This is a genomic window from Gemmatimonas sp., from assembly GCF_021298855.1.
GTDB lineage: Bacteria > Gemmatimonadota > Gemmatimonadetes > Gemmatimonadales > Gemmatimonadaceae > Gemmatimonas.
Map to the genome: position 1 here is coordinate 31,158 of NZ_JAJTHI010000014.1, position 22,323 is coordinate 53,480.

Annotated in this window: 17 protein-coding genes; all 17 read left to right on the plus strand. The window is 67.5% G+C overall.

The features are described from left to right. The first annotated feature begins 6 nt into the window (after positions 1-6). The 17 genes from LW840_RS06105 to LW840_RS06185 all read left to right on the plus strand — a co-directional run bounded on the left by LW840_RS06105 (position 7) and on the right by LW840_RS06185 (position 22,007). Entirely contained in the window at positions 7-495 is a 489-nt protein-coding gene (locus tag LW840_RS06105; RefSeq protein WP_291261478.1) for a hypothetical protein, read from the plus strand. A 177-nt stretch (positions 496-672) separates the two neighbouring features. Further along, a complete protein-coding gene (locus tag LW840_RS06110) occupies positions 673-1,860 on the plus strand; it encodes a S41 family peptidase (protein WP_291276618.1) in 1,188 nt (395 codons plus the stop codon). 45 nt (positions 1,861-1,905) lie between these two features. Continuing rightward, positions 1,906-3,075: an FAD-binding oxidoreductase gene (locus LW840_RS06115; RefSeq protein WP_291276619.1), complete on the plus strand. Its 1,170-nt coding sequence runs from the start codon at positions 1,906-1,908 to the stop codon at positions 3,073-3,075. A gap of 145 nt (positions 3,076-3,220) precedes the next feature. Beyond that, a complete protein-coding gene (locus tag LW840_RS06120) occupies positions 3,221-4,117 on the plus strand; it encodes an ABC transporter ATP-binding protein (RefSeq protein WP_291267721.1) in 897 nt (298 codons plus the stop codon). Then, positions 4,117-7,728, plus strand: a complete 3,612-nt coding sequence (locus LW840_RS06125; RefSeq protein ID WP_291276620.1) for an ABC transporter permease — start codon at positions 4,117-4,119, stop codon at positions 7,726-7,728. The genes LW840_RS06120 and LW840_RS06125 overlap by 1 nt, the downstream gene beginning before the upstream one ends. Before the next feature lie 74 nt (positions 7,729-7,802). Beyond that, a complete protein-coding gene (locus LW840_RS06130) occupies positions 7,803-8,516 on the plus strand; it encodes a hypothetical protein (RefSeq protein WP_291276621.1) in 714 nt (237 codons plus the stop codon). Positions 8,517-8,664: 148 nt separating this feature from the next. After that, complete coding sequence (locus LW840_RS06135) at positions 8,665-10,059, plus strand: alpha/beta fold hydrolase (RefSeq protein ID WP_291269168.1); 1,395 nt, start codon at positions 8,665-8,667, stop codon at positions 10,057-10,059. 257 nt (positions 10,060-10,316) lie between these two features. After that, positions 10,317-11,348, plus strand: coding sequence for an AraC family transcriptional regulator (locus LW840_RS06140; protein ID WP_291276622.1), 1,032 nt, complete (start codon positions 10,317-10,319; stop codon positions 11,346-11,348). A 216-nt stretch (positions 11,349-11,564) separates the two neighbouring features. Beyond that, positions 11,565-13,094 (plus strand): HDOD domain-containing protein, encoded by a 1,530-nt coding sequence (locus tag LW840_RS06145; protein ID WP_291276623.1) that lies wholly within the window; start codon positions 11,565-11,567, stop codon positions 13,092-13,094. 17 nt (positions 13,095-13,111) lie between these two features. Next, positions 13,112-13,423, plus strand: a complete 312-nt coding sequence (locus LW840_RS06150; RefSeq protein ID WP_291267715.1) for a hypothetical protein — start codon at positions 13,112-13,114, stop codon at positions 13,421-13,423. Further along, complete coding sequence (locus LW840_RS06155) at positions 13,420-15,021, plus strand: HDOD domain-containing protein (protein ID WP_291267714.1); 1,602 nt, start codon at positions 13,420-13,422, stop codon at positions 15,019-15,021. The genes LW840_RS06150 and LW840_RS06155 overlap by 4 nt, the downstream gene beginning before the upstream one ends. Positions 15,022-15,161: 140 nt before the next feature. Beyond that, positions 15,162-15,653 carry a GNAT family N-acetyltransferase gene (locus LW840_RS06160; protein WP_291261467.1) on the plus strand — a complete coding sequence of 164 codons (492 nt, stop codon included), beginning with the start codon at positions 15,162-15,164 and terminating at the stop codon, positions 15,651-15,653. Position 15,654: 1 nt separating this feature from the next. Beyond that, positions 15,655-16,530: a sugar phosphate isomerase/epimerase gene (locus tag LW840_RS06165; protein ID WP_291267713.1), complete on the plus strand. Its 876-nt coding sequence runs from the start codon at positions 15,655-15,657 to the stop codon at positions 16,528-16,530. Between the two features lie 34 nt (positions 16,531-16,564). Further along, complete coding sequence (locus LW840_RS06170) at positions 16,565-18,364, plus strand: GMC family oxidoreductase (protein WP_343213663.1); 1,800 nt, start codon at positions 16,565-16,567, stop codon at positions 18,362-18,364. Further along, positions 18,364-19,050, plus strand: coding sequence for a gluconate 2-dehydrogenase subunit 3 family protein (locus LW840_RS06175; RefSeq protein ID WP_291261464.1), 687 nt, complete (start codon positions 18,364-18,366; stop codon positions 19,048-19,050). Before LW840_RS06170 ends, LW840_RS06175 begins: the two co-directional genes overlap by 1 nt. A gap of 32 nt (positions 19,051-19,082) precedes the next feature. Further along, positions 19,083-20,666, plus strand: a complete 1,584-nt coding sequence (locus LW840_RS06180) for a 4-coumarate--CoA ligase family protein (protein ID WP_291268408.1) — start codon at positions 19,083-19,085, stop codon at positions 20,664-20,666. A gap of 105 nt (positions 20,667-20,771) precedes the next feature. Continuing rightward, positions 20,772-22,007 (plus strand): Gfo/Idh/MocA family oxidoreductase, encoded by a 1,236-nt coding sequence (locus LW840_RS06185; RefSeq protein WP_291276624.1) that lies wholly within the window; start codon positions 20,772-20,774, stop codon positions 22,005-22,007. Positions 22,008-22,323 lie beyond the last annotated feature (316 nt).

Below are 22,323 nucleotides of genomic sequence, written 5' to 3' on the forward strand. Positions count from 1 at the left end.
TGTCGCATGACCCAACCGGCCGGCACCCCGGAACCCGGCGCCTCCCCCGCCATCGGCGCCACCACCGAGAGTAACGGGGCACTTCCCGTGGAGACACCGCCCGCCTCCCCGGCGCTCAGGGAGCGGCTGGAGGTGGCGCGCACCCTGCTGCTCAAGGTGCACCGTGCCCTGCTGGAAGCCGAACGGGTACGCTACGAGAAGGCACGCGGACGGATCGCCAACAACAGCGCCTTCCTCCAGTTGGTCATCAACGACCCGTGGTTCGACTGGCTGCGCCCCATGGCCCAGATGGTCCTGCTCATCGACGAGCGGGCCTCCGACCGGAAATCGCCACTGGGCGAAGAGGAGGGGCAGGCACTGCTCGACCGCGCCCGGGGACTGCTGCGGGCCGATCCGGAGGGGGACGCCTTCCAGCGACTCTACGCCGAAGCGCTGCAGCACTCCCCCAGCCTGGCCGTGCTGGCAAGGCAGGTTTCCACGCTGCTGGCCGGGTAGCCGCCCGCCGCCAACAGCCATAATTCGCGCCCCGAACCCGGCACCCGAAGCTGATGAGGTACGGCCAGCGGGTTTGAGTGGCGGGTATTGGGTGCACCCGTTCCGGGGGCTCCGATTTCGGGGACGGGACGGACCGGTGGTCTGGACCTTGGCCGGTCCGTGCCCCATGCTACAGGTATGCACCGCGCAGGGCACTCCCTGGCTGCGGGCGTGCTCGCGCTGCTGGCGACCGCGACCGTGGCAACCTCCTGCGTGCGCCCGCCGGCACCGTCCCCGCCTGGTCCGGCCCCGCACGTCGCGCCGCAGGGCGCCCCGTACGTCGCGCAGTTCGATTCGCTCTGGTCGCGCTTCGAGGCCGTGTATCCCTCGTTCGCGTACAAGCAGATCGACTGGCGCGCGCAGCGGGCGCGTTTCCGGCCACGTGCCGAACGCGCGCGCTCCCAGGATGAATTGGTCGCGGTGCTGCTGGCCATGCTCGCACCGCTGCGCGACCTGCACATCTGGCTCGTGGATCCGCGCGGGCAGGTGGTGCCGTCGTACAAGCCGTCACGCGTGGTGAACTTCGACCAGCGACGCTGGACGCAGGCGCTGCGCGACGCCAACTACCTCGTGCGCGCCCCGGCGGTGGGTGATGGCATGGTGGGAGGCTATGCCTACTTTCATATCGGCACCTGGAAGGCGCCGCTCGACGATGACCTGCTGGAGAGCATGCTGCAGCGTGCGCGTGATGCGCAGGGACTCATCATCGACGTGCGCACCAATGCGGGCGGCAGCGATGCGCTGGCGCTCGCCTTTGCCGGCCGATTCACGCGCAAAGCGTTTGCCGCGTCGTACGTGAGCATCAACACCGACCCCCGTGTCACCGGGGTGGAGATGCCCCTCGCGCGCACCATTGCCCCCAAGGGCGGATGGCAATTCACGCGGCCCGTCGTGGTGATCAGCGGCCGCGGGGGATTCAGCGCCACCGAGAGCTTCGTGGCGGCCATGCGCACGCTGCCGCAGGTCACGGTCATTGGCGACACGACTGGCGGTGCCTCGGGCAACCCGGCCACGTACGCGCTGGGGAACGGCTGGCAGCACACCGTGCCGCGCTGGCTCGAGTACGGCCCGGACCGGCAACCCATCGAGTGGCGCGGCGTGGCCCCGCATCTCGTCATTGCCTGGAACCCGTCCCACTACGACAGCACGCGCGACCCGCTCATCGATGCGGCCGTGGGACTCCTCGGCGAGCGCACCGGAGTCTACCGCATTGCCCCGGCCCTTGGCGAACCGGCCACCGCGCGACAGCTGGAGGGGAACATCGACCGGCCGTCCGACGCGCGCGATCGCGTCCCGCCGCGCGACACGTTCGCGCCGCCACGCTGAGCGGCGCGGCCGTCCATGATTCACGAGGGGCGTCTGGAAGCGGCGATGACCAACGTGCCCGTATGGGATGACGGCGCGTGGGTGCCGCTGCCATCCCTCCAGGGCAACGTGAGCGCCGACGCGTGCGTCATCGGCCTCGGGGGGTCGGGGCTGACGCTCATCGGTGAACTGCTGCGCCGCGACGAGCGCGTCATTGGCCTCGACGCCACCGATGTGGGCGCTGGCGCCGCCGGCCGCAACGGTGGCTTCCTGCTGGCGGGCACCTACGACTTCTACCACGACGCCGTGGCCCGGCACGGCCACGAGCGGGCACGCGCCATCTACGGCGCCACGCTCACGGAAATGCAGCGGCTGGCCGCAGGGGCGCCTGGCACGGTGCGCTTCGTCGGGTCCAAGCGCATCGCCGCCACCTCGGCGGAGATCGAGGACTGCCGCGTGCAGTACGACGCGCTGCGAGCCGACGGTTGGCCCTGCGAGTGGTACGAGGGGGCCGATGGGACGGGGCTCTTTCTCCCGACCGACGGCGCCTTCGATCCCCTCATGCGCTGTCGCGTGCTGGCCCGAGCCGCGCGCAATGACGGGGCCACGCTCTTCGCCCGCACGCCGGTCACCGCCATCCACGGGACCGCCGTGATCACGCCGCACGGGACCGTGCATGCGGGGCGTGTGTTCGTGGCGGTGGATGGCCGACTCGAGCAGCTGGTACCGGAAGTGCGCGACCGCGTGCGCACGGCGCGCCTGCAGATGCTGGCCACGGCCCCTACCGCCGAGATCACCGTGCCGTGCCCCATGTACTACCGCGACGGGTTCGAGTACTGGCAGCAGTTGCCCGATGGGCGGATCGCGCTCGGTGGGTTTCGGGATAAAGGTGGCCCTGGTGAATGGACCACTGATGCGACGCCATCAGCGGTCGTGCAGGCGCATCTCGAGCGCTTCCTGCGCGACACACTCGCGGTGCGGGCGCCCATCACGCATCGCTGGGCGGCGTCGGCCGGCTACACCTCCACCGGGCTCCCCGCCATTGAGCAGGTGCGCTCCAACGTCTGGGCGTTGGGAGGGTATTCCGGTACGGGAAATGTCATCGGTGCCCTCGCCGCCCGGGCGGTCGCCGCCGCCGCGATCGATGGGGACCTCACCCAGGTACGCCGGCTCCTTGGGGAGGCGTGGTCGCCGGAGGTGCCCGTGCCTGACGTCCGTCCCGTCGTGGCGCCATGATCGCTCCCCGTTCCCACGGGTGAGTCGCGCGAGGAATGGGCGGCGGCGCGTTTCGGTCCCACGCGGCGTGAAACCAGCGCACGGACGGACACGTAACGACCCGAAACCGTGTGCTACCCCCCCACCTAGCCAGGTACATCCGCGAATGACACTGCGCATCGACGCCATCGCCAAGACCTACCCCAACGGGGTCCGGGCGCTCCACAACATCTCGCTGACCATCCCCCCCGGCATGTTCGGGCTGCTGGGCCCGAATGGCGCCGGCAAGTCGTCACTCATGCGCACCATCGCCACGCTGCAGCCCCCCGACTCGGGGAGCATCCGGTTCCGGGATGTCGACGTGTTGCGTGAACCGGAGCGACTGCGGGCCCAGCTGGGTTACCTGCCGCAGGAGTTCGGGCTCTATCCCAACATGCCGGCCGAGGCCATCCTCGACCACTTCGCCACCCTCAAGGGGGTCGTGAACCCCGGAGAGCGCAAGGATCTGGTCGCGATGCTCCTGCAACAGGTCAATCTGTACGACGTCCGCAAGAAGAGCGTCGGCGGGTACTCGGGCGGCATGAAGCAACGGCTGGGCATCGCCATCGCCCTCGCCGGCAGCCCCAAGCTGCTCATTGTGGACGAGCCCACGGCGGGGCTCGATCCCACGGAGCGCAATCGCTTTCTCAACCTGCTGGCCGACATCGGGGAGGATGTCGTGGTCATTCTCTCCACCCACATCGTGGAGGATGTGCGCGAGCTCTGCTCGCAGATGGCCATCATCAACAAGGGACAGGTGGTGGTGCAGGGGGAGCCGGAACGGATCATCGACGAGGTGCGCGGACGCATCTGGCGCCGCACGGTTCCGCGAGCGCAGACGGAGGCCTACCGGCAGCAGTATCAGGTCATTTCCACGCGCCTTGCCGCCGGCAACACCGTCCTGCACGTGTACGCCGAGACCAATCCCGGTGACGGCTTCGTGGCCGTGGAGCCCGATCTCGAGGACGTGTACTTCCACCGGCTGGCCGAAGCCGCCGGTGGCCGCGTGCCGGTGGAGGCCTGATGTTCGGCCCCCTCTTCGCGTTCGAGCTCCGAAGTCACTTCCGGCGCCCGGTCACGTGGCTGTACGTGGCCATCGTCTTCCTGCTGGCCTTCTTCGCTCTCAGCACCGACGCCATCACCGTCGGCTCGGCGCTGGGCAAGGTCAAGAAGAACAGTCCCTATCAGCTGGCCCAGCTGTACGCCATCCTGCTGGCCATTGGGCAGATCATCACCAGTGCGCTGGTGGGCACCACGGTCCTGCGCGACTACGACACCGGCGTCCATGAGCTGCTGTTCACGACCCGGATCTCGCGCGGGGCCTATCTGGGCGCCAAGTACCTCGCCGCGTTCCTGGCCATGCTGCTGGTCTTCGCGGCATTGCCGCTGGGGGCCCTGGTGGGGTCGGTCATGCCGTGGACCGATGCCGAGACGCTGCAGGCCGTGCGGCTCTGGAACTACATCCAGCCGTTCCTGCTGTTGGGCGTCCCCGGGGTCTTCTTCCTGAGCAGTCTGCTCTTTGCCGTGGGATCGCTGACCCGCAGCAACTTTGCCGTGTACGTGGCGGGGATCCTGCTGCTGGTGGGGTACTCCATTGCCGATGACCTCGTTCGCCAGCTTGACCGCGACATGCTGGCGAACCTCATCGATCCCTTCGGCGTCCGCTCGATCGACCTGGTGACCCGCTACTGGACCCCGGCCGAGCGGAATGCGCAGACGCTGCCGGTGGCCGGGTTCATTGGCGCCAACCGGGCGCTCTGGTCGGCGGTCGGGGCGGTGATGCTGGCGCTGGCGTTCCGGTTCGTGAAGCTCGAAAAGGAGGCGGCGGTGTCGTCGCGCCGCCGTACCCGGCGAGGCGACCAGTCTTCGACGCCGGCCACGGGCCCCGTACCGGCGACGGTCTCGGCGGCGGCCCCGCCAGTCGCCGGTCGTTCCTACGCGCCGCCGACGATCGCCGCCGGCTGGCGCAGCGTGACGGCGTTTCACGCGCACTCGCTCCTGCGGTCGATCCCGTTCCTGGCAATCACCGCCATCGGCTTCATCAACGTCATGATGAATGCGTGGTATGCCGATCAGAACGGACAGAGTCGCAGCTGGCCCATGAGTTGGCTCATGGCCGAATCGTCGGTCGTGAGCGGCACGCTGTTCATGATCGTGCTGCTCACCTTCTTCGCCGGCGAGCTGGTGTGGCGCGAACGGCAGGTGCGGCTCGATCAGGTACTCGACGCCTCGCCGGTGCGCGACTGGAGCGTGCTGCTGGGCAAGTACTCGGCCATGATGCTGCTCCTGCTGGCCTTCACCACCGTGTCGATGCTGGGCAGCATGGCGGTCCAGATCCTCAAGGGGTACCCGGTCATCGACTTGAAGGTCTATGCGTTGTACGTGTACCTCACCGACTTCCCCGGCTGGTTCACGATGACGGCGTTGGCCTTCCTCGTGCAGTCACTTGTGCCCCGGAAGGCGCTCGGCCACGTCATCATGATCCTGATCTGGGCCGGCAACATCGTCACGATCAACCTCGGCTACAACTACCGCCTGCTCCAGTTGGGGACGTCGCCGGCGATGACCTGGTCGGATCTCAACGGGGTGGGGCCATACCTGCGCGCCTATCCGGCGGTGCAGGGCTTCAACCTCGCACTGGCCGTGCTGCTGCTGGGGCTCACTATGCTGGTCTGGCAGCGCGGCGCCGAGGTGATGCGGTTCGTCCGGCGCTCCCGGGGGCGGTGGCAGGGGACCACGCGCTGGCTGACGGCCAGTGGCGCCGCCGGGGCCACGGCGGCGGCGGGGGTGTTCTACTACCACGCCAGCATCGAGAACGTCTACACCACCCGCAAGGAAGGCGAGCGTCAGCAAGTGGCGTACGAGCGCACGTGGCGCCGGTACGAAACGCTCCCGGTACCGCGCGTGGTGGGGATTGCGCTCGATGTCGATCTGGAGCCCACGGCCGGGAAGGCGCGTGTCGGGAGCCGCTTCACGCTCGTCAACCGGCTGTCGACGCCCATCGACACGATCCTGGTGAATGTGGCGTCCGATGCGCCGGGGCTTGCAGTGTCGCTCGACTCACTCACCTTCGACCGGCCGTTCACGATCCTGAAGGCCGACACGACCTGGGGGGTGCGCCTGGTGCGGCTGGCGACGCCGCTCGTGGCGGGCGATTCCCTGCGGGTCCGGTCGGTGCAGCGCTTCCGCGTGCGGGGCTACCCCAGCGGTGAACCGGATGTCTCGCTGGTCCACAACGGCACCTTCTTCAACCGCGACAAGTTCCCGACGTTTTTTTACGCCCAGAACAGCGAATTGCAGAGCGATGAGCTCCGCCGCAAGTACGGGCTGCCGCTCCAGCGGCGCGGCAAGCCGCGGACCGACAGCGTGGCGCTCTACCGCCAGTCGTTCCTGAGCGATGCGGACCTGGCCACGTTCGAGGCGGTGGTGAGTACCGATCCCGACCAGATCGCCATGGCCCCGGGCTATTTGCTGCGCGAGTGGACGCGCGACGGTCGACGCTACTTCCAGTATCGCATGGATGCGCCGATCGACAATTTCTTCTCGGTGCTGTCGGCCCGGTGGACGGTGACCAAAGACCAGTGGCAGAACGTCGCCATCGAGGTCTATCACCATCCGGGGCATCGCTTCAACATCGAGCGCATGATCGAGGCGTCGAAGGCGTCACTCGCCTTCTACTCGCAGGAGTTCGGGCCCTACCAGCACCGCCAGCTGCGCATCCTCGAGTTCCCGCGCTACGCGGGGTTCGCGCAGTCGTTCCCGAACACGGTGCCGTACTCGGAAGCCATCGGCTTCGTGGCCCGCGTCGACACCACCGACGTGGAGGACACCGACCTGCCGTACTTCGTCACGGCCCACGAGATCGCGCACCAGTGGTTCCCGTACCAGCGCATGGCCGCTGACGTGGAAGGGTCGCAGATGCTCTCCGAGTCGCTGTCGGAGTACGCGGCGCTGGTCATTACGGACCGCGCCCACGGGCGGGCGTTCACGCAGAAGTTCCTGCGGAGCGAGCTTGAGACGTATCTCCGCGGACGAGCATCCGAATCCAAGGGGGAGCGCCCGCTCACGCGGGTCGACCTGCAGAGCTACATCTGGTACCAGAAGGGATCGCTGGCGCTCTACGCGCTGCGCGATCTGATCGGTGAGCGGGCGCTGCATGGGGCAATCCGGGCCTACCTCGACGAGGGGCGGTTCAAGGGCCCTCCCTACGCCACCACCTTCGACTTGATGCGCCACCTTCGCGCGGCCACCCCGGACTCGCTCCAGTCGGCGGTCGACGACTACTTCGACACGATCACCCTTTGGGACGTGAAGACCGACAGTGTGGTGACCACACCGCTGCCGGGCGGCCAGTTCAAGGTCACGGTCATCGGGACCGCCGCCAAGTTCCGCGCCGATTCGCTGGGTACCGAAACGCCCGTGCAGCTCAACGACTACATCGACGTGGGCCTGTTCGATGCGCCCCGGCCGGGTGCCCGCCTGGGAGAGGCGATCGCCATTCGCAAGGTGAAGGTCACCAGCGGTTCCGTCCGCGCCGAGTTCACCGTGCCCCGCAAGCCGGTGCGCGCCGGCATCGATCCCTACAACCTCCTCATCGATCGCGTGCCCGGCGACAACAGCCGCGACGCCAAGTAGCGAAACGCGTGTCAGCCGGGGGGCGGCCGCCCCCCGGAGGCAGCCCCCCACGCACACCCTCTCCGAGAACCCGAATGCATCACGATCCGGAATCCCCGCTCGACGACCGTCGCCGTTTCCTCGCTCGCGCCGGGGCCATGGTCGGCGCCTCAACGCTCGGCGCCTCAACCCTGCGCGCCGCACCACCGGACACGCCGAGCGCAGCACCGCGCGCCACCGCCGGCGACCCACTGGTACACGCCGCCGATGCGTGGATGAACGCGTTGCCCAGCGGGCATCGAATGGTGTGGGACGCGTTCACTACACCAGGTGCCGTGAACGCCGGTCGCTTCTGCGGCAACTGGTTTGCCAGCAACGGCAGCGGCTACGATCTCAAGCCATCGCAGCTCGGCGCCATTATCGTGTTGCGCTCGCTGGCGACCGTGTTTGCATTTGCCGATGCCATGTGGATGAAGTACCCGCTGCTCGGCCAGCAGCTGCGCACCATGGACCCAACAACCAGCAAGCCTTACTCCATCAATCCCTTCCTGCACCCCGAGCGCGGGGACAGCCCGGCGCAGGGGGTCTCCTGGACGCCGCTGGTCGCGCAGGGCGTGCATTTTGCGGTCTGCGCCGGGACGACCGCTGGGCTGGTGCAGGCCATCGCCGCCTCCCAGTCGCTGCCACCCGACGATGTCCTCGCCGATCTCGTGGCCAACCAAATTGGGAATGCACACCAGATGGCGACTGGCATTGTTGCCGTTGGTCGCGCGCAGGAGAAGGGATTCACCTACGGCGGCGGGGGCTAGCCTCCTCGGCGGCTCCTGTGGCACCGCAAGATGGCGTGAACGGGCAGCAGAATGACGAATTCGGGCATAGGCGCAATACCGTCCGTGCGATCACTATGCCCGTATGCCTATCTCACCTTTCTTTCGATCCCAGCGCCTCGTAACAGGCATGGCTCTTGGGACCAGCATTCTCGCCTGCGACAGGGACGGCGCTGTCGGCCCCACTCCCGATGAATCGGGACGGTTCGTGGCTTCGGCCTGCCCGAAGCCACTGCCGCCGGGGCTCACCGAAGGGACGACCGTGCGCTGCGGAACACTCACGGTTCCCGAGAATCACGCCGTACCCAACGGCAAGACGATCCAACTGTCCGTCCTCATCCTCAAGGGAACGACCACCGTCACCAAGGATCCGATTGTCCACCTGCAAGGAGGGCCAGGTGGCAACTACGGCAACTACGCCTCGGTCCTCGGCGGGGAGTTCGGCCTCGGGACCTCGCGGGCAACTGGCCGCGAGGTCGTCTTCTTCGATCAGCGCGGCACCGGCGAATCGAAGCCGTCGCTCACGTGCAAGGACAACGAAGACATTCCGGCGTGCCTGAGACGGCTTCAGGCGGCGGGTAGTGATCTCGCGGCGTACAATTCCGAGGAGAGTGCGCGAGACGTAGAGACGCTGCGCAAGGCGCTCGGCTACGAGAAGCTCAACTTGTACGGCCAGTCATACGGGACGGTCCTGGCGCAGACCGTGATGCGGCTGTTCCCCAGCTCCGTGCGGACCGCGATGCTGGAAGGTGTTTCGTCAATTCCGTTCGACGCCCAACTCCCCAGCTCACCGAAGGCCCTCGAGTCAGCGCTCGGGCGCGTCTTCGAGGAATGTGCCGCCGACGCTGCCTGTAGGGCGGCGTACCCGTCGCCCGCCAGGGATCTCGATGACATCGTGCGCGCAGCGGCGACGGCGGGCGAGGACCCGTCGGGTATCGTGCGTGTGCTCACCGCGCTGACCCAGTTCGCTCAAGGCGCGTCCTACGTCCCGTACGCGCTGCGCGCCCTCGCCACGGGTGACCAACAGAAGCTCGCGGCGCTCGTGCCAGTGCTCGAGCAGGCCGAGGATTATGAAACGGCGGTTCAGCAGACCCTCGCGCTGGGCGCCTTGATCGCGGTGAATTGCTACGACTACGGGCCACTCGCCACGACCGCGCGGTGGAATGCCGTCAACGGCGGCGCGCGCCCCGCATTCCGCACCGCCATTCCCGAACAGCCGCTCCCGTGCGCGCTGCTGCCGACGTCGAGGGTCTCCGAGGCCCACCGGAGCCCGTTCGCCAGCAGCATTCCGACGCTGTTGATCAGCGGCTCGCACGACAGCAACACACCCAAGGAGACCGCCGACGCGCTCGCGCCGTCGCTCAGCAAGGCCTACAAGGTGGTGGTCCCGGGTTGGGGGCACGTCCTGTTGGCCTTCGGCGAGACGTGCAGCACGAACATCTTCCGCGAGTTCATCAGGGACCCGGCGCGGGTGCCAAACACATCGTGTCTCGCGGCGACCAAGTTCCCGACGACCATCCCCTGAGCACTCCGTGCGCGAGGGGACTCTGCGGCCCGTGCATCCCCGGGGGGCACGGGCCGCCGGGGAGCGGCCGCAACGCCGACTCAAGTGCGTTGCCCCACGCGCCGAAACTCCCCCGCTGAACGGGCCGCTGTGCGTCACTCGGATGGTTCGGCTTGCCGCATGCGGAGGCCCCGTTGCTAGATTCTCGTATCGGGCCTTACGGGGGACATGGTGGGGGCATGCAGCGGTAACAACGTTGGGCGGTATGGCGCTCCGGCATGGTGGAGCATCCGGGCGAGCGTGGTGGAAGGCGCGTGGCGGTGAACAGTGGTGGCAACTCGGTCGTGTCGCTCGCCAAGTTCGCGTCGGTGTTGCGTGCGGCCGAGGAGGTGGGGCTGGACGTGAGCCTTGAGCGGACCACGCTCGGTATCGCTGCCGATGATGACGCCGACCGTGTTGGCTTCCTGCCGGTCGAGGCGTACTTCGCCATGTGGGAAGGATTGATGCGCCGGCACCACGATCCTGCTCTGCCGACGCGGATCGCCCAAGTGCCGGTGGAAACGTACGGCCTCATTGGCTTCATGGCGATCACGAGCCAGACGCTGGGCGAATCGCTGGAACGTGCCATTCGCTTCCAGCGGCTGTGGGGAAGTCTGGACCAATGGTCACTTCCGGAGTACCTCGAGGATCGGGTCGTACTCGGCTGGAGATCGAGCGGTCCCGATGTGCGACTCGGAGTTCGCGCGGCCGCCGAGTACGCGGCGGCCAGCATGTGGGCGGGGCTGCAGGCCGTTGTCGGTTCGATGCTGCCCGCTCGAAACGTCGAGTTCTCGCACCCGAGGCCTCGTGACGTGACGGCGCACGCGGCGCTCTTCGGGGTTGCGCCCACCTTCGGCGCGGCGCGGACGGCGATCGAGTTCGACCGTACCGTACTCTCCGTGTCGCTCCCCAAGGCCATCCCCCGGCTGTCGTCCCTGCTCGAACAGCAGTGTGTCACGCGGCTCACCCACCCGCCTTCCCCATCGCCGACTCTCATCCGCGCCAAAACCGTGCTTCGGCAGGCAATGCTGCACGGCGTCAAGCCGTCCGCGTCACTCCTGGCCAAGCAGCTCAACATGAGTCACCGCACCTTGCTGCGTCGGTTGGCGGACGAGGGACAGACGTATCGCAGTACGCTTGATGAAGCCCGGCAGGATCTCCTCCGCAGCGATCGCGGCGACACTCGCATGACGACGACGCAGCAGGCGGCGTTGCTCGGCTTCTCCAGCGTGAGCGCCTACCATCGGGCTCGCCGGCGGTGGGGGGGCTAGGGGAACGTCATCGGAGTGCCGTGAGGCGATAGGGGGGCCTCGCCCGGCCCCACGGCGAGGGAGGGCGTCATGGCCCCCGGTCCCTACGGAAGACCGGGGGGGAGCGCGAGCCGTCCGCTGTGCTGCCGGTGTTCACGGCGGGGTGCCCATCTGGGAGGCGCCAGCGCCGTATCGGGGGGCTCAACTCCTGGCCCGCGGCGGACGATACTCCCCTCAATGCAGGATATTGCCACCTATGCTCTCGTCGATCCCGACCCGTTTCCGGATGCCTCGAGCGACCTTGCCGTGCGTACGCGTCTGGCGCGCATCATGGCAGGGGGGGATTTCCCCCTGCTGTCCCGGAAGGTGGCCGAGGCGTTGGGGACGGTCGACCACGCCGAATGGTCGCTCCAGCAGCTCACCGAGGTCGTTCTGCGCGAGTACGGTCTGGCGATGAATGTTCTGCGGGCGGCCAATACCGCCCAGCACCGTCGGGGTGGACTGCCGACGGAGAGCGCCACCCAGGCCATCATGATTCTGGGGGTCCAGGCCGTCCGTCAGATGGCTGGCAGCATGGTGCTGTTCGCGCATTTCCGCCGTCGCTCCCCTGAGCTTCGCCGGCTCATGGAGGACGCCCTGCTGAGCGCGCATCATGCGCGTGCCATTGCGACGCAGGTGGGCTTTGAGGATCCCGAGCTGGCCCAGTTGTGCGGCATGTTCCGGAATCTTGGTGAGGTGCTCGCCGCCTGTTACTTCCTCGACGAGTACCAACGGATCCGGGCGCTGGTGCGCGATGACGGGCGCAGTGAAGCCGAGGCGCTGCGGATGGTGCTCGGGTGCAGTTATGCCCATCTCGGGAGCGCCGTGGCCGCGGAATGGGCCCTGCCGGCGGTGATCGGCCAGTCGATGCGCGTGATCAACGGGGAGGTGCGCGCACGTCCCGCGCTCATTGCCGACTTCAGCGGCGCCCTCACGCAACTGCTGTATCGCCCGGCGGAGGGCGCCCGTGCCGGCGCCGGGCTCGACGCCTTGCTCGACCTGCACCAGCCCACGCTGGGCATCACGCGCCCGCAAGTGGCCAGGGTCGTGGCCGAGGCCTTGACCGAAACGCACGCCGTCTTCCACGAAGACCTGGATTTGGGCGACCCCGAGCGCGCACGGGATCTGCGTGCGCTCCGGGAGGCTGCGCATGGCGTGTTCGGCAGCGCCGTGATGCTGCCGGAGGCCGACGAGCCACTCCGCCGCCCGCCCCCCGATCTCTCGTCACGCAGTCGGCTCCTGCGTGACTTGCAGCAGACGGTCATCGCCCAGTCGGGGGCGACCATTGGCACCGTCATCTTGCAGGCGCTTGAAGTGCTCGTACGCAGCGGCCCCTTCGACCGGGCTGTGGTGAGCTTCTTCTCGTCCGACTTCTCGCGCCTCGAGGCGCGCTCCGGGTTGGGAATGGGCGTCGAGGCGCTCCTGCCGCGCCTGGTTTACTCCGCCGGCGCGCTCAACGAACCGTTGGTGGCCCTCACCCACCATCGGCAGCCTCTCTACCTGCCCGCCGACCGGGCCCTGACTCCCGCGGAGCGGCGGTGGGCGCAGGACGTCGGTGTTGCCCAATTCGGTATCCTTCCCCTGGTAGTGTTCGGCAAGGTGATTGGCAGTATCTTTTTCGGGCGGGCCGAATCGGGGCCCGTGCCCGACCGCTCGACCCTCCGGTTTGCGCAGGCCGTGGTAGACCTTGTGGTGGAGGCCATCGCGCGCCGTCGACTCTCGTCTTGAAGCACCAAGGACGTGGCATGAGTGAATTGATTCAGGTGCCGGTGCCGTCGCCGACGGCCACCTTGGAGGAGCGGGGCGCCGTGCTGCGGGTGACCTGCCCGCAGGATGGCGCGCTGGAATTGCGCGTCGATGAAGGGTTCGTGTTTGCGCGGTACCTGAACCGCGAGCCGCAGCGCTGGACCAGCGTGAGTCCCGCATCGGTCATCGCGGTGTTCGCGCAGAACTCGCCGGTGGGAGCGTTCCTGCGCCGACAGGGGGCCTCCCTGTTGCAGCAACTCCTTGTCGATCTCGCGTCGGCCCCCAGCAACCCCGCCGAGTCGGCGGAATGACTGCGCCGGTCGGCGACCCGATGCCGCACGACGGCCTCTCGCCGGAGGCCGAGGCCTTCATGCGCACGGTTGGCGCGGCCTCGAACCTGCCAATGTTCGTGCAGAATGTGCGCGCCATTGGCCAGATGGCCAGCAACCTCGAGTCACGGATGGCCCTGCTCGAAAAGGCGATCATGCAGGATGTGGCACTCGCCGCCAAGGTCCTCAAGATCGCCAATGCCATGACCGGTACGCCGGGGGGCGATGCGTCCAACCGGCAGCAGATCACCTCCGTGAAGCAGGCGATCATGCTGCTCGGGTACGATCGGGTCCACTACCTGTCGTCGGCGACCAGCGTGTTCGGACAACTCGAACAGGATGCGCCCGCGGTCCGTGATCTGCTGGTGGAGTCCGTGATCACCGCCAATCATGGACTGCAACTCTCGCTCGCAGCGGGGTGGGCCAAACCCGAGCTGGCCTACCTGTGTGGCCTGTTCCGACGGTTGGGTGAAGTGCTCGTAGCCTGCTACCGGCCCCAGCAGTACCTCACGTGGCTCGAACGGTCGCAGCGGGAGAAGTCGCCCCGCGAAGGGGATGAAGCGGCCGTGTTCTCCTTCACCTTCGAGGAGGTGGGCGTGGCGCTGGCGCGGCGTTGGGGCATGCCCCCTGATGTCGCGCGTACCATGCGCCCCTACCGCGGCCTCTCGGACGGCGACCACACGCTGCACCTGATCACGCAATGCAGTGCCGAGGTGACGCGCGCGCAGTTCGGCGCGGGTTCGTCGGACAATGAGGAGGCACTGGCCGCCTTGCGTGCCGACTGGGCGCATCGACTTTCATTGTCCATTCAGGAGATTGCCGACCTGCAGGAGGCGGTGATGCAGGAGGCGGGACCTACGCTGCGCGCCATGCGCGTGGATGTGGACTCCTGGGTCCGCGAGCGGCGTGATGTCCAGGCCGCGGCGAGAATCCGGCGGGAGCAGCACGCCGCGGGCGCTGGCGACTCCAATGGCGAGGCGGCAACGCTCGCGCGACTGGGCGAAGAACTGCAGTCACGGGACGACGACACCGTGACCGAGGCGAGGTTGCGGGCGGCGGTCCGTGCGCTGGTGGAGCGCCGGCGGGATGCCACGGTGGCCAACGACGTGGGACTGGTGACGCAGGCCACCCTGCGGGCCGCGCACGAGACCGGGTTCGAGCGAGGCGTACTGGGGATCAGCACCGAGGACTTCAAGTTCGTGCGGGGTCGTGTCGGCTTCGGGAACGGCAGCCCGGAGCTCGTGCGCAATTTCGTGGTCCGGCCCTCTGCCGCCGTCGGTCCCGTCGGCGCAGCCCTGCAGTCGCGCACCGACCTGTTCGTGCAGCTCATGGGGGCGGACGCCAAGCTCTACGGCCGTGATCGGCTGATCCGCGAATTCAATCCCAGCCAGTTCGTCCTGCTGCCGCTGGTGCTGGAGGACCGGCTCCTGGGCTGCCTCTACTTCGACAGCGTCCACGAGTCGATCGAGGCCACGGATACGGCGCGGCGGCTCATGCAGCACCTGCGGGATCAACTGGTGGCGGCGTTTGCGCGGCACCGCGCGGCGGCCAGCGGGCCGACGGAAGGGGCCGGGGACTGAGCGCCGGCGTCCGCCGGCCGCGCGCGCGCGCCGAGTGCGGCTTCGGGCGCGGGGAAACTGGCGGACATCGCCACCCCTGGCGGCGGACGCGCAGTACATTGTCGGAGTTGCCGCTCCGGTCACTCCGCCTCTCCCGCCCTGTGCCTTCGTCCCCCCTCCTGCGCCCGGCCACGCCGGCCGATGTCCCCGTCATCCGTGAGCTGATCGAGGGGCTCGCCGAGTATGAGCAGCTGCGGCATGCGTGCCAGGCGACCGACGCCCTGCTGCAGGCATCGCTCTTCGGCGAGCGACCGTACGCCGAGGTGGTGCTGGCCGAGTGGGAAGGGCAGGTGGCGGGGTTCGCGCTGTTCTTCCACAACTTCTCCACGTTTCTGGCGAAGCCGGGGATCTATCTGGAAGATCTCTTCGTGCGTCCCGCGCTCCGGGGGCACGGCATTGGCACGGCGCTGCTCGTGCATTTGGCGCACGTGGCGGTGCAGCGCGGTTGCGGACGACTCGAATGGTCCGTGCTGGACTGGAACGTGGATGCCATTCGGTTTTACGAGAAGCTGGGCGCACGCGCCCAGGATGCATGGACCGTTTACCGTGTCACGGGCGAGGCCCTGACGCATCTTGCCTCTGGAGTGAGCTGACATGACGCACCCTGCTCCGCTGTCGCGCCGCGAAGTCCTGCGGCTTCTCTCGGCTGGTGTTGCCGGCAGCGCACTGCTGCCGCATCTCGCGCAGGCCGCGTCCGCGGCGGCGCCCACTGCCACCGTACTGCCCCGCATCGAGCGGATGGGGCTGCAGCTGTACACCGTGCGGGCCGCGCTGGCCAAGGACATCGAAGGCACGATTGCCGCCATTGCGAAGATCGGCATTACGGAGCTCGAGTTCTTCAATCCGTTCGGCAAGGACGTGGCGTGGTGGAACGCGCTGCTCACGAAGCACAACCTCACGGCACCCTCCAGCCACGAAGCGCTCCCCAAGACCGACAACGACTGGGGTCCCATCTTCGACCGCGCCCACGGCATGGGACACAAGCTGGTGGTGGTGCCGTACGTGGGCGATGAGTACCGCGGCAGCAAGGCCAACTGGCAGCGGCTCGCCGAGCGACTGGATACGGGCGCCCAGAAGGCCAAGGCGGCGGGGCTGCAGTTCGCGTATCACAACCACGACTTCGAGTTTGCGCCGGTCGACGGCACGACCGGCTACGAGATCATCACCACGCAAACCGATGGCAACGCGGTGAAGCTGGAGCTCGATCTGTACTGGACCGTGAAGGCGGCCCAGGACCCGCTGGCCCTCGTGAAGCGCTGGCCCAATCGTATCGTGGCCGTGCACGTGAAGGACGCGGGTCCCGCCCCCGAGCGCAAGATGACGGAAGTGGGCGCGGGCACCATCGACTTCAAGACCATTCTCGCCACGGGGCGCACGCAGGGGTTGCAGCACTGGTTCATCGAGCATGACAACCCCACCGATCCCATTGCGTCCATCACCGCCAGCGCCGCGGCGCTGAAGACGCTCTGATTCGCCAAGAGTTCGCTCTGACCCCCTCCCTGGAGTGATCCGCGTGTCCGCTCGCCGTTCGAAGGTGGCTCCGCAGTACGATGTAATCGTGGTGGGCTCGGGTGCCGGTGGCGGCATGGCCGCCTACCAGCTGTCGGTACAGGGACTCAAGGTGCTGTTGCTCGAGGCCGGTCGCGATTACGACCCGGTTACCGAGACGCCCATGTTCCAGACGCCCAAGGATGCGCCGCTGCGTGGCGCCGGTGGCGCGGACAAACCGTTCGGCTTCTACGATGCCACGGTGGACGGTGGCTGGCGGGTGCCGGGGGAGCCGTTCACCACGGCGCCCGGCTCGCAGTTCCAGTGGTGGCGGGCGCGCATGCTGGGCGGCCGCACCAACCACTGGGGGCGCATTTCGCTCCGCATGGGCCCGTACGACTTCAAGCCCAAGTCGCGCGACGGACTCGGCGAAGACTGGCCCATGACGTACGAGACGATGGCGCCGTACTACGACAAGACCGAACTGCTCATTGGCGTGTACGGTGGGGAGGAGGATCTGGAAAACACGCCGCGGTCGTCGCCCGGCGTGCTGCAGCCGCCGCCGGCCGCGCGCACGTATGAACTGCTCACCAAGCAGGCGTGTGATCATCTCAAGATCCCGGTCATTCCCGCGCACCGCGCGGTGCTCACCAGGCGTCAGGACTCGGCGCGATTGCCGCAGAAGCTGCATCCCGGGAATCGTCTCGCGCAGCGCGTGCTCAAACAGAGCATGGACCAGCGCATGGCCTGCTTCTACGCCACCGACTGCGGGCGCGGGTGCAGCATCAAGGCCAACTTCCAGAGCACCACGGTGCTCATTCCGCCCGCCATGGCCACCGGGAACGTCACGCTCATCACTGACGCCATGGTGCGTGAGGTGACGGTGGACAAGCAGGGACGCGCGAGCGGCGTGCACTACATCGACAAGCTCACGCGGGTGGATCATCACGTGACGGCCAAGGTGGTGGTGCTGGCGGCCAGCGCGTGCGAGACATCGCGCATCATGCTCAACAGCAAGAGCGCGCTCTTTCCCAATGGCATCGCCAACGGCAGCGGCGTGGTGGGCAAGTACCTCATGGATACGGTCGGTGCCGGCCTGTCGGCGCAGATCCCGCGGCTCGAGGGGCTGCCGCCCATCAACGAAGACGGGACGGCCGGCATCCACATGTACATGCCCTGGTGGTTGTATGGCGACCAGGCGTCGGGCAAGATGAGCTTCGCGCGCGGCTATCACATCGAGTTCGGCGGCGGACGCAGCATGCCCGGCCCCGGGATCTTCGGCGGCCTCGAATCGTTCACCGGCGGCGCGTACGGCAAGAAGTTCAAGGAAGAGGCGCGCCGGTACTACGGCTCGTTCATGTGGTTCGATGGTCGCGGTGAGATGATCCCCAACGAAGACTCCTACTGCGAAATCGATCCGGTCGCGGTGGACCAATGGGGCATCCCGGTGCTGCGCTTCCACTGGAAGTGGTCGCAGCACGAAATCGATCAGGCCGCGCACATGCACAAGACGTTCGCCGAGATCATTGCCCAGATGGGTGGCACGGTGCAGGGCACGGTGCAGACCGACGGCAACAAGGCCATTGCCGCCGGCGGGTCCATCATCCACGAGGTGGGGACGGTGCGCATGGGGACCGATCCGAAGAAGTCGGTACTCAACGAGTTCGGTCAGGCGTGGGAAGTGAAGAATCTGTTCGTCACCGATGGCGCCACCTTCGTGTCGAACGCCGACAAGAACCCCACCCTTTCCATCCTCGCGCTGGCGTGGCGCAGCTGCGATTATCTGGTGGATGAACTGAAGAAGGGGAACATCTGATGAGCGACGAGAGCACGAACCCGGCAGGCGGCGTGGGTCGCCGCGATGCGCTCAAGGTCATGGCGGCAGCCGCAGTCGTCCCCATGTTGCCCGACGCAGCCGTGGCGGAGCCGGCGCCGGTCTCACGCGAGCCGTTGCCGTTGCTCGACGAGCAGCAGCGGCCGGTCAAGCGCAAAGGTCCGCGCGGAACGCCCAGTGACCCCGTGCTGCAGGTGGCCAAGGCCGACTGGCCCATGAAGTTGTCGCTCCGTGAGCTCACGACACTGAGCGCGCTGTGCGACATGATCATCCCGGCCGACGCCAAGAGCCCATCCGCCTCGGCGGTGGGGGCACCAGGGTACATCAACGAGTGGGCCAGTCGTCCTGGCGGCGAGGCCTCGCTCGTGCGGGTGCGTGGCGGGCTGGCATGGCTGGATCGCGAGAGTCAGGCGCGCTTCGGTGCGCGTTTTCACCTCGCCACCAACGCGCAGCGCACCGCCATCTGCGACGACATTTGCTACCTGCCCAAGGCGAAGCCCGAGCATCAGTTCGCCGCACAGTTCTTCGATACGATCCGTGATCAGACGGCCACGGCATTCTACACCACACCGGCCGGCTGGAAGGATCTGGGCTATATCGGCAACGTGGCCCTCCCCACGTTCGCGGGGCCGAACGCGGCAGTCCGCAAGCAGATCGGTGTCGAGTAGATCCCGTCCTCCCCTCCCGCCGGAGTTTTCGCATGGATGACGTGCGTGTAGTGCGCAGTCCGTACCCCGACGTCGATATCCCCGACCTGCCGCTCGTGCCGTTCGTGATGCACCGGGCGGCCGCGCATCCGGACAAGCCGGCCATCATCTGCGCGGCGACCGGTCGTCAACTGACCTACGGCGAGCTGGATCGTGCCATCCGGCAGGTCGCGGCGGGGCTGCATGCCAAAGGCATTCGCCAGGGCGACGTGGTGGGACTCGTGAGTCCCAACCTCCCGGACTTTGCGGTGGTCTTCTATGCCGTGACCGTTCTCGGCGCGATCTGCTCCACGGTGAATCCCATCGCCACTGCCGAAGAGATTGGCGCGCAGTTCGCCGACAGCGAAGCCGTGATGCTGGTGACGATCGCCGACTTGTACGAGAAGTGCTCGGCGGCCGCGCGACTCGCCAGTACGGTGCGCGAGATCGTCGTGCTGGGCACCACCCCACCCGGTGCCACGGCATACGCCGCGCTCTTCGCGCACGGGGACACGCCGCCGGCCGTCGCCATCGACCCCGCCAATGATGTGTGCGCCCTGCCGTATTCGAGCGGCACGTCGGGGGTCCCCAAGGGGGTCATGCTGACCCATCGCAACCTTGTCGCCAACCTGCTGCAGTGCGAAGCCGCCGGCGTGGGCATCCGTCCCACCGACACGGTGATCGGTGTGCTGCCCTTCTTCCACATCTACGGCATGGTGGTGGTGCTGGGGGGCACGCTGCGGCAGGGTGCGACCATCGTGAGCCTGCCCCGTTTCGATCTGGAGCAGTTCCTGGGCACGATTCAGCAGTATCGCGTGAGCTACATGAACCTCGTGCCGCCCATCATTCTCGCCCTGGCCAAGCATCCGCTGGTCTCGTCATACGATGTGGGGAGCGTCCGCACCATCATGAGCGGCGCCGCCCCCCTCGGTGCCGATCTCGCCGATAGCTGTGCCGCACGGGTGGGGTGCCTTGTGCGCCAGGGATACGGCCTCACCGAAACGAGCCCGGTGACGCACTTCCATCCCTTCACCGGCGAGCGTGTGGATGGCGGGTCGGTGGGCCCCGGGGTGCCCAACACCGAATGCCGTCTCGTGGACAGCGACACGGGCCTGGATGTCGCGCCGGGTGAGCGGGGGGAACTCTGGATTCGCGGACCGCAGGTCATGAAGGGGTACTTCAACAAGCCGGAGGCCACCGCGGCGTGCCTCACCGCCGATGGATGGTTCAAGACCGGCGATGTGGCCGTGGTGGAGGAGGGATGGTTCCGCATCGTCGATCGCGTGAAGGAGCTGATCAAGTACAAGGGGTTGCAGGTGGCGCCGGCGGAGCTGGAGGCACTGCTGTTGTCCAACCCGCATGTGGCCGACGCGGCCGTGATTCCCGTGCCGGATGAGGACGCCGGCGAAATCCCCAAGGCGTTCGTGGTGAAGCGAGGGGAGATCGACGCCGAGCAGGTCATGGCGTGGGTGGCCGAGCGGGTGTCGCCCTACAAGAAGGTGCGGCAGGTGGAGTTCGTGGAGGCGATTCCCAAGTCACCCTCCGGCAAGATCCTGCGCCGGGTACTGGTCGAGCGGGAACGGGCGCGCGCTGGGTGATGCCGGCGGGCGGCGCGTGCCCTGTGCGCTTCGGGGCGCCCGGTGGTAGGTTCGACCGTGGCTCGTGTTCCACCCTCCTCGAACTCCCCCGAACACCCGATCGCAATGTCTGGTCATCGCCTCGGTATCGGATTCATCGGATCCGGCTTCAACGCGCGTTTTCACATGCAGAGCTTCCGCCATGTGCGCGACGCCGACGTGCTCGGCGTGTGGAGCCCCAATGCCAGGAACGCGGCATCGGCCGCGACGTATGCGCGCGAGCTGGATGTCGGCGAGGCCAAGGCGTACAAGACCATCGCCGACATGGTTGCCGATCCGCACATCGACGCGATCTGGTTGAACGGTCCCAATCACGCGCGCATCGAGAACGTCGAGGAGATCGTGCACGCGGTCACCAGCGGCAAGGGAACGCTCAAGGGCATCGCCTGTGAGAAGCCGCTCGGGCGCACGGTGGCGGAGGCCAAGCACATCCTCAAGCTGGTGGAGAAGGCCGGTATCATGCACGGCTACCTCGAGAACCAGTTCTTTTCACCGCAGGTGAGTGCCGGCCACGACATTCTGTGGAAGCGGGGCGCGACTGCCACCGGGCGCCCGTACCTGGCGCGAGCGGCCGAAGAGCACAGCGGTCCGCACGGCCCGTGGTTCTGGAACGGCGTGCAGCAGGGCGGTGGCGTGCTGAACGACATGATGTGCCACTCGGCGCTCGTCGTGCGCCAGCTGCTCTCCGAGCCGGGCAAGCCGCTGGGCGATCTCAAGGTCAAGCGCATCACGGGGCACATCGCGTCACTCAAGTGGACGCGCAAGGAATACGCGGCGCAGCTCAAGCGCGACATGAAGGTGGACTATCTCAAGGCGCCATCGGAGGACTTCGCGAGCGTCCACATCGAGTTCGAGACGCCGGAAGGCCGGATCGCCATTGGCGAGGCCACCACGTCGTGGAGTTTCGTGGGCCCCGGCCTGCGTCTGAGCGCCGAGTTGCTCGGCCCCGAGTACTCGATGAAGTGGAACAGTCTCGACAGCGGGCTCAACCTGTTTTTCTCACGCGCCGTGAAGGGAAAGACGGGCGAAGACATCGTGGAAAAGCAGATGGCGGAGCAGGGGCAGATGCCGGTGGTGGTGAACGAAGCGATTGCCTACGGCTACGAAGCCGAGAACAAGCATTTCGTGCGGGCCTTTCTGGGCAAGGAGAAGCCGCTGCTCACCTGGCACGACGGACTGGACGTGGTACGCATCCTCATGCATGCGTACAAGAGCGCGGAATTGGGCAAGACGCTCGAGTACAAGGAGCACGGCGTGGACAAGTTCGTGCCGCAGGTGGGGCAGGGGACGTGGAGGCCGTAGCAGGCGCTGGGGCGGCCTGAGACGGGTCAGCTGCAGGTGGTTCAACCGCGGACGGCTTTACTGCAGACGGTTCAACCGCAGACGTTTCAATCGCAGACGGCAGACGGCAGGAACCACAGTGCGCAGACGGCAGGGATGCGGAAGGGGCGGGCGCGACCGCTGTGCGGCGCGCCCGATTTCCGTTGGTGGTGCGCGCGGCTATGGCTTCCCGCGCTGGCGCAGATGGTGCGCGCGGAGGGCGTGCAGCATGCGGCGGATCTGGCTTACCTCGTCGAGCGTGGCGTTCACCTGCGGCAACCCCGGCACCAGTCGGCGC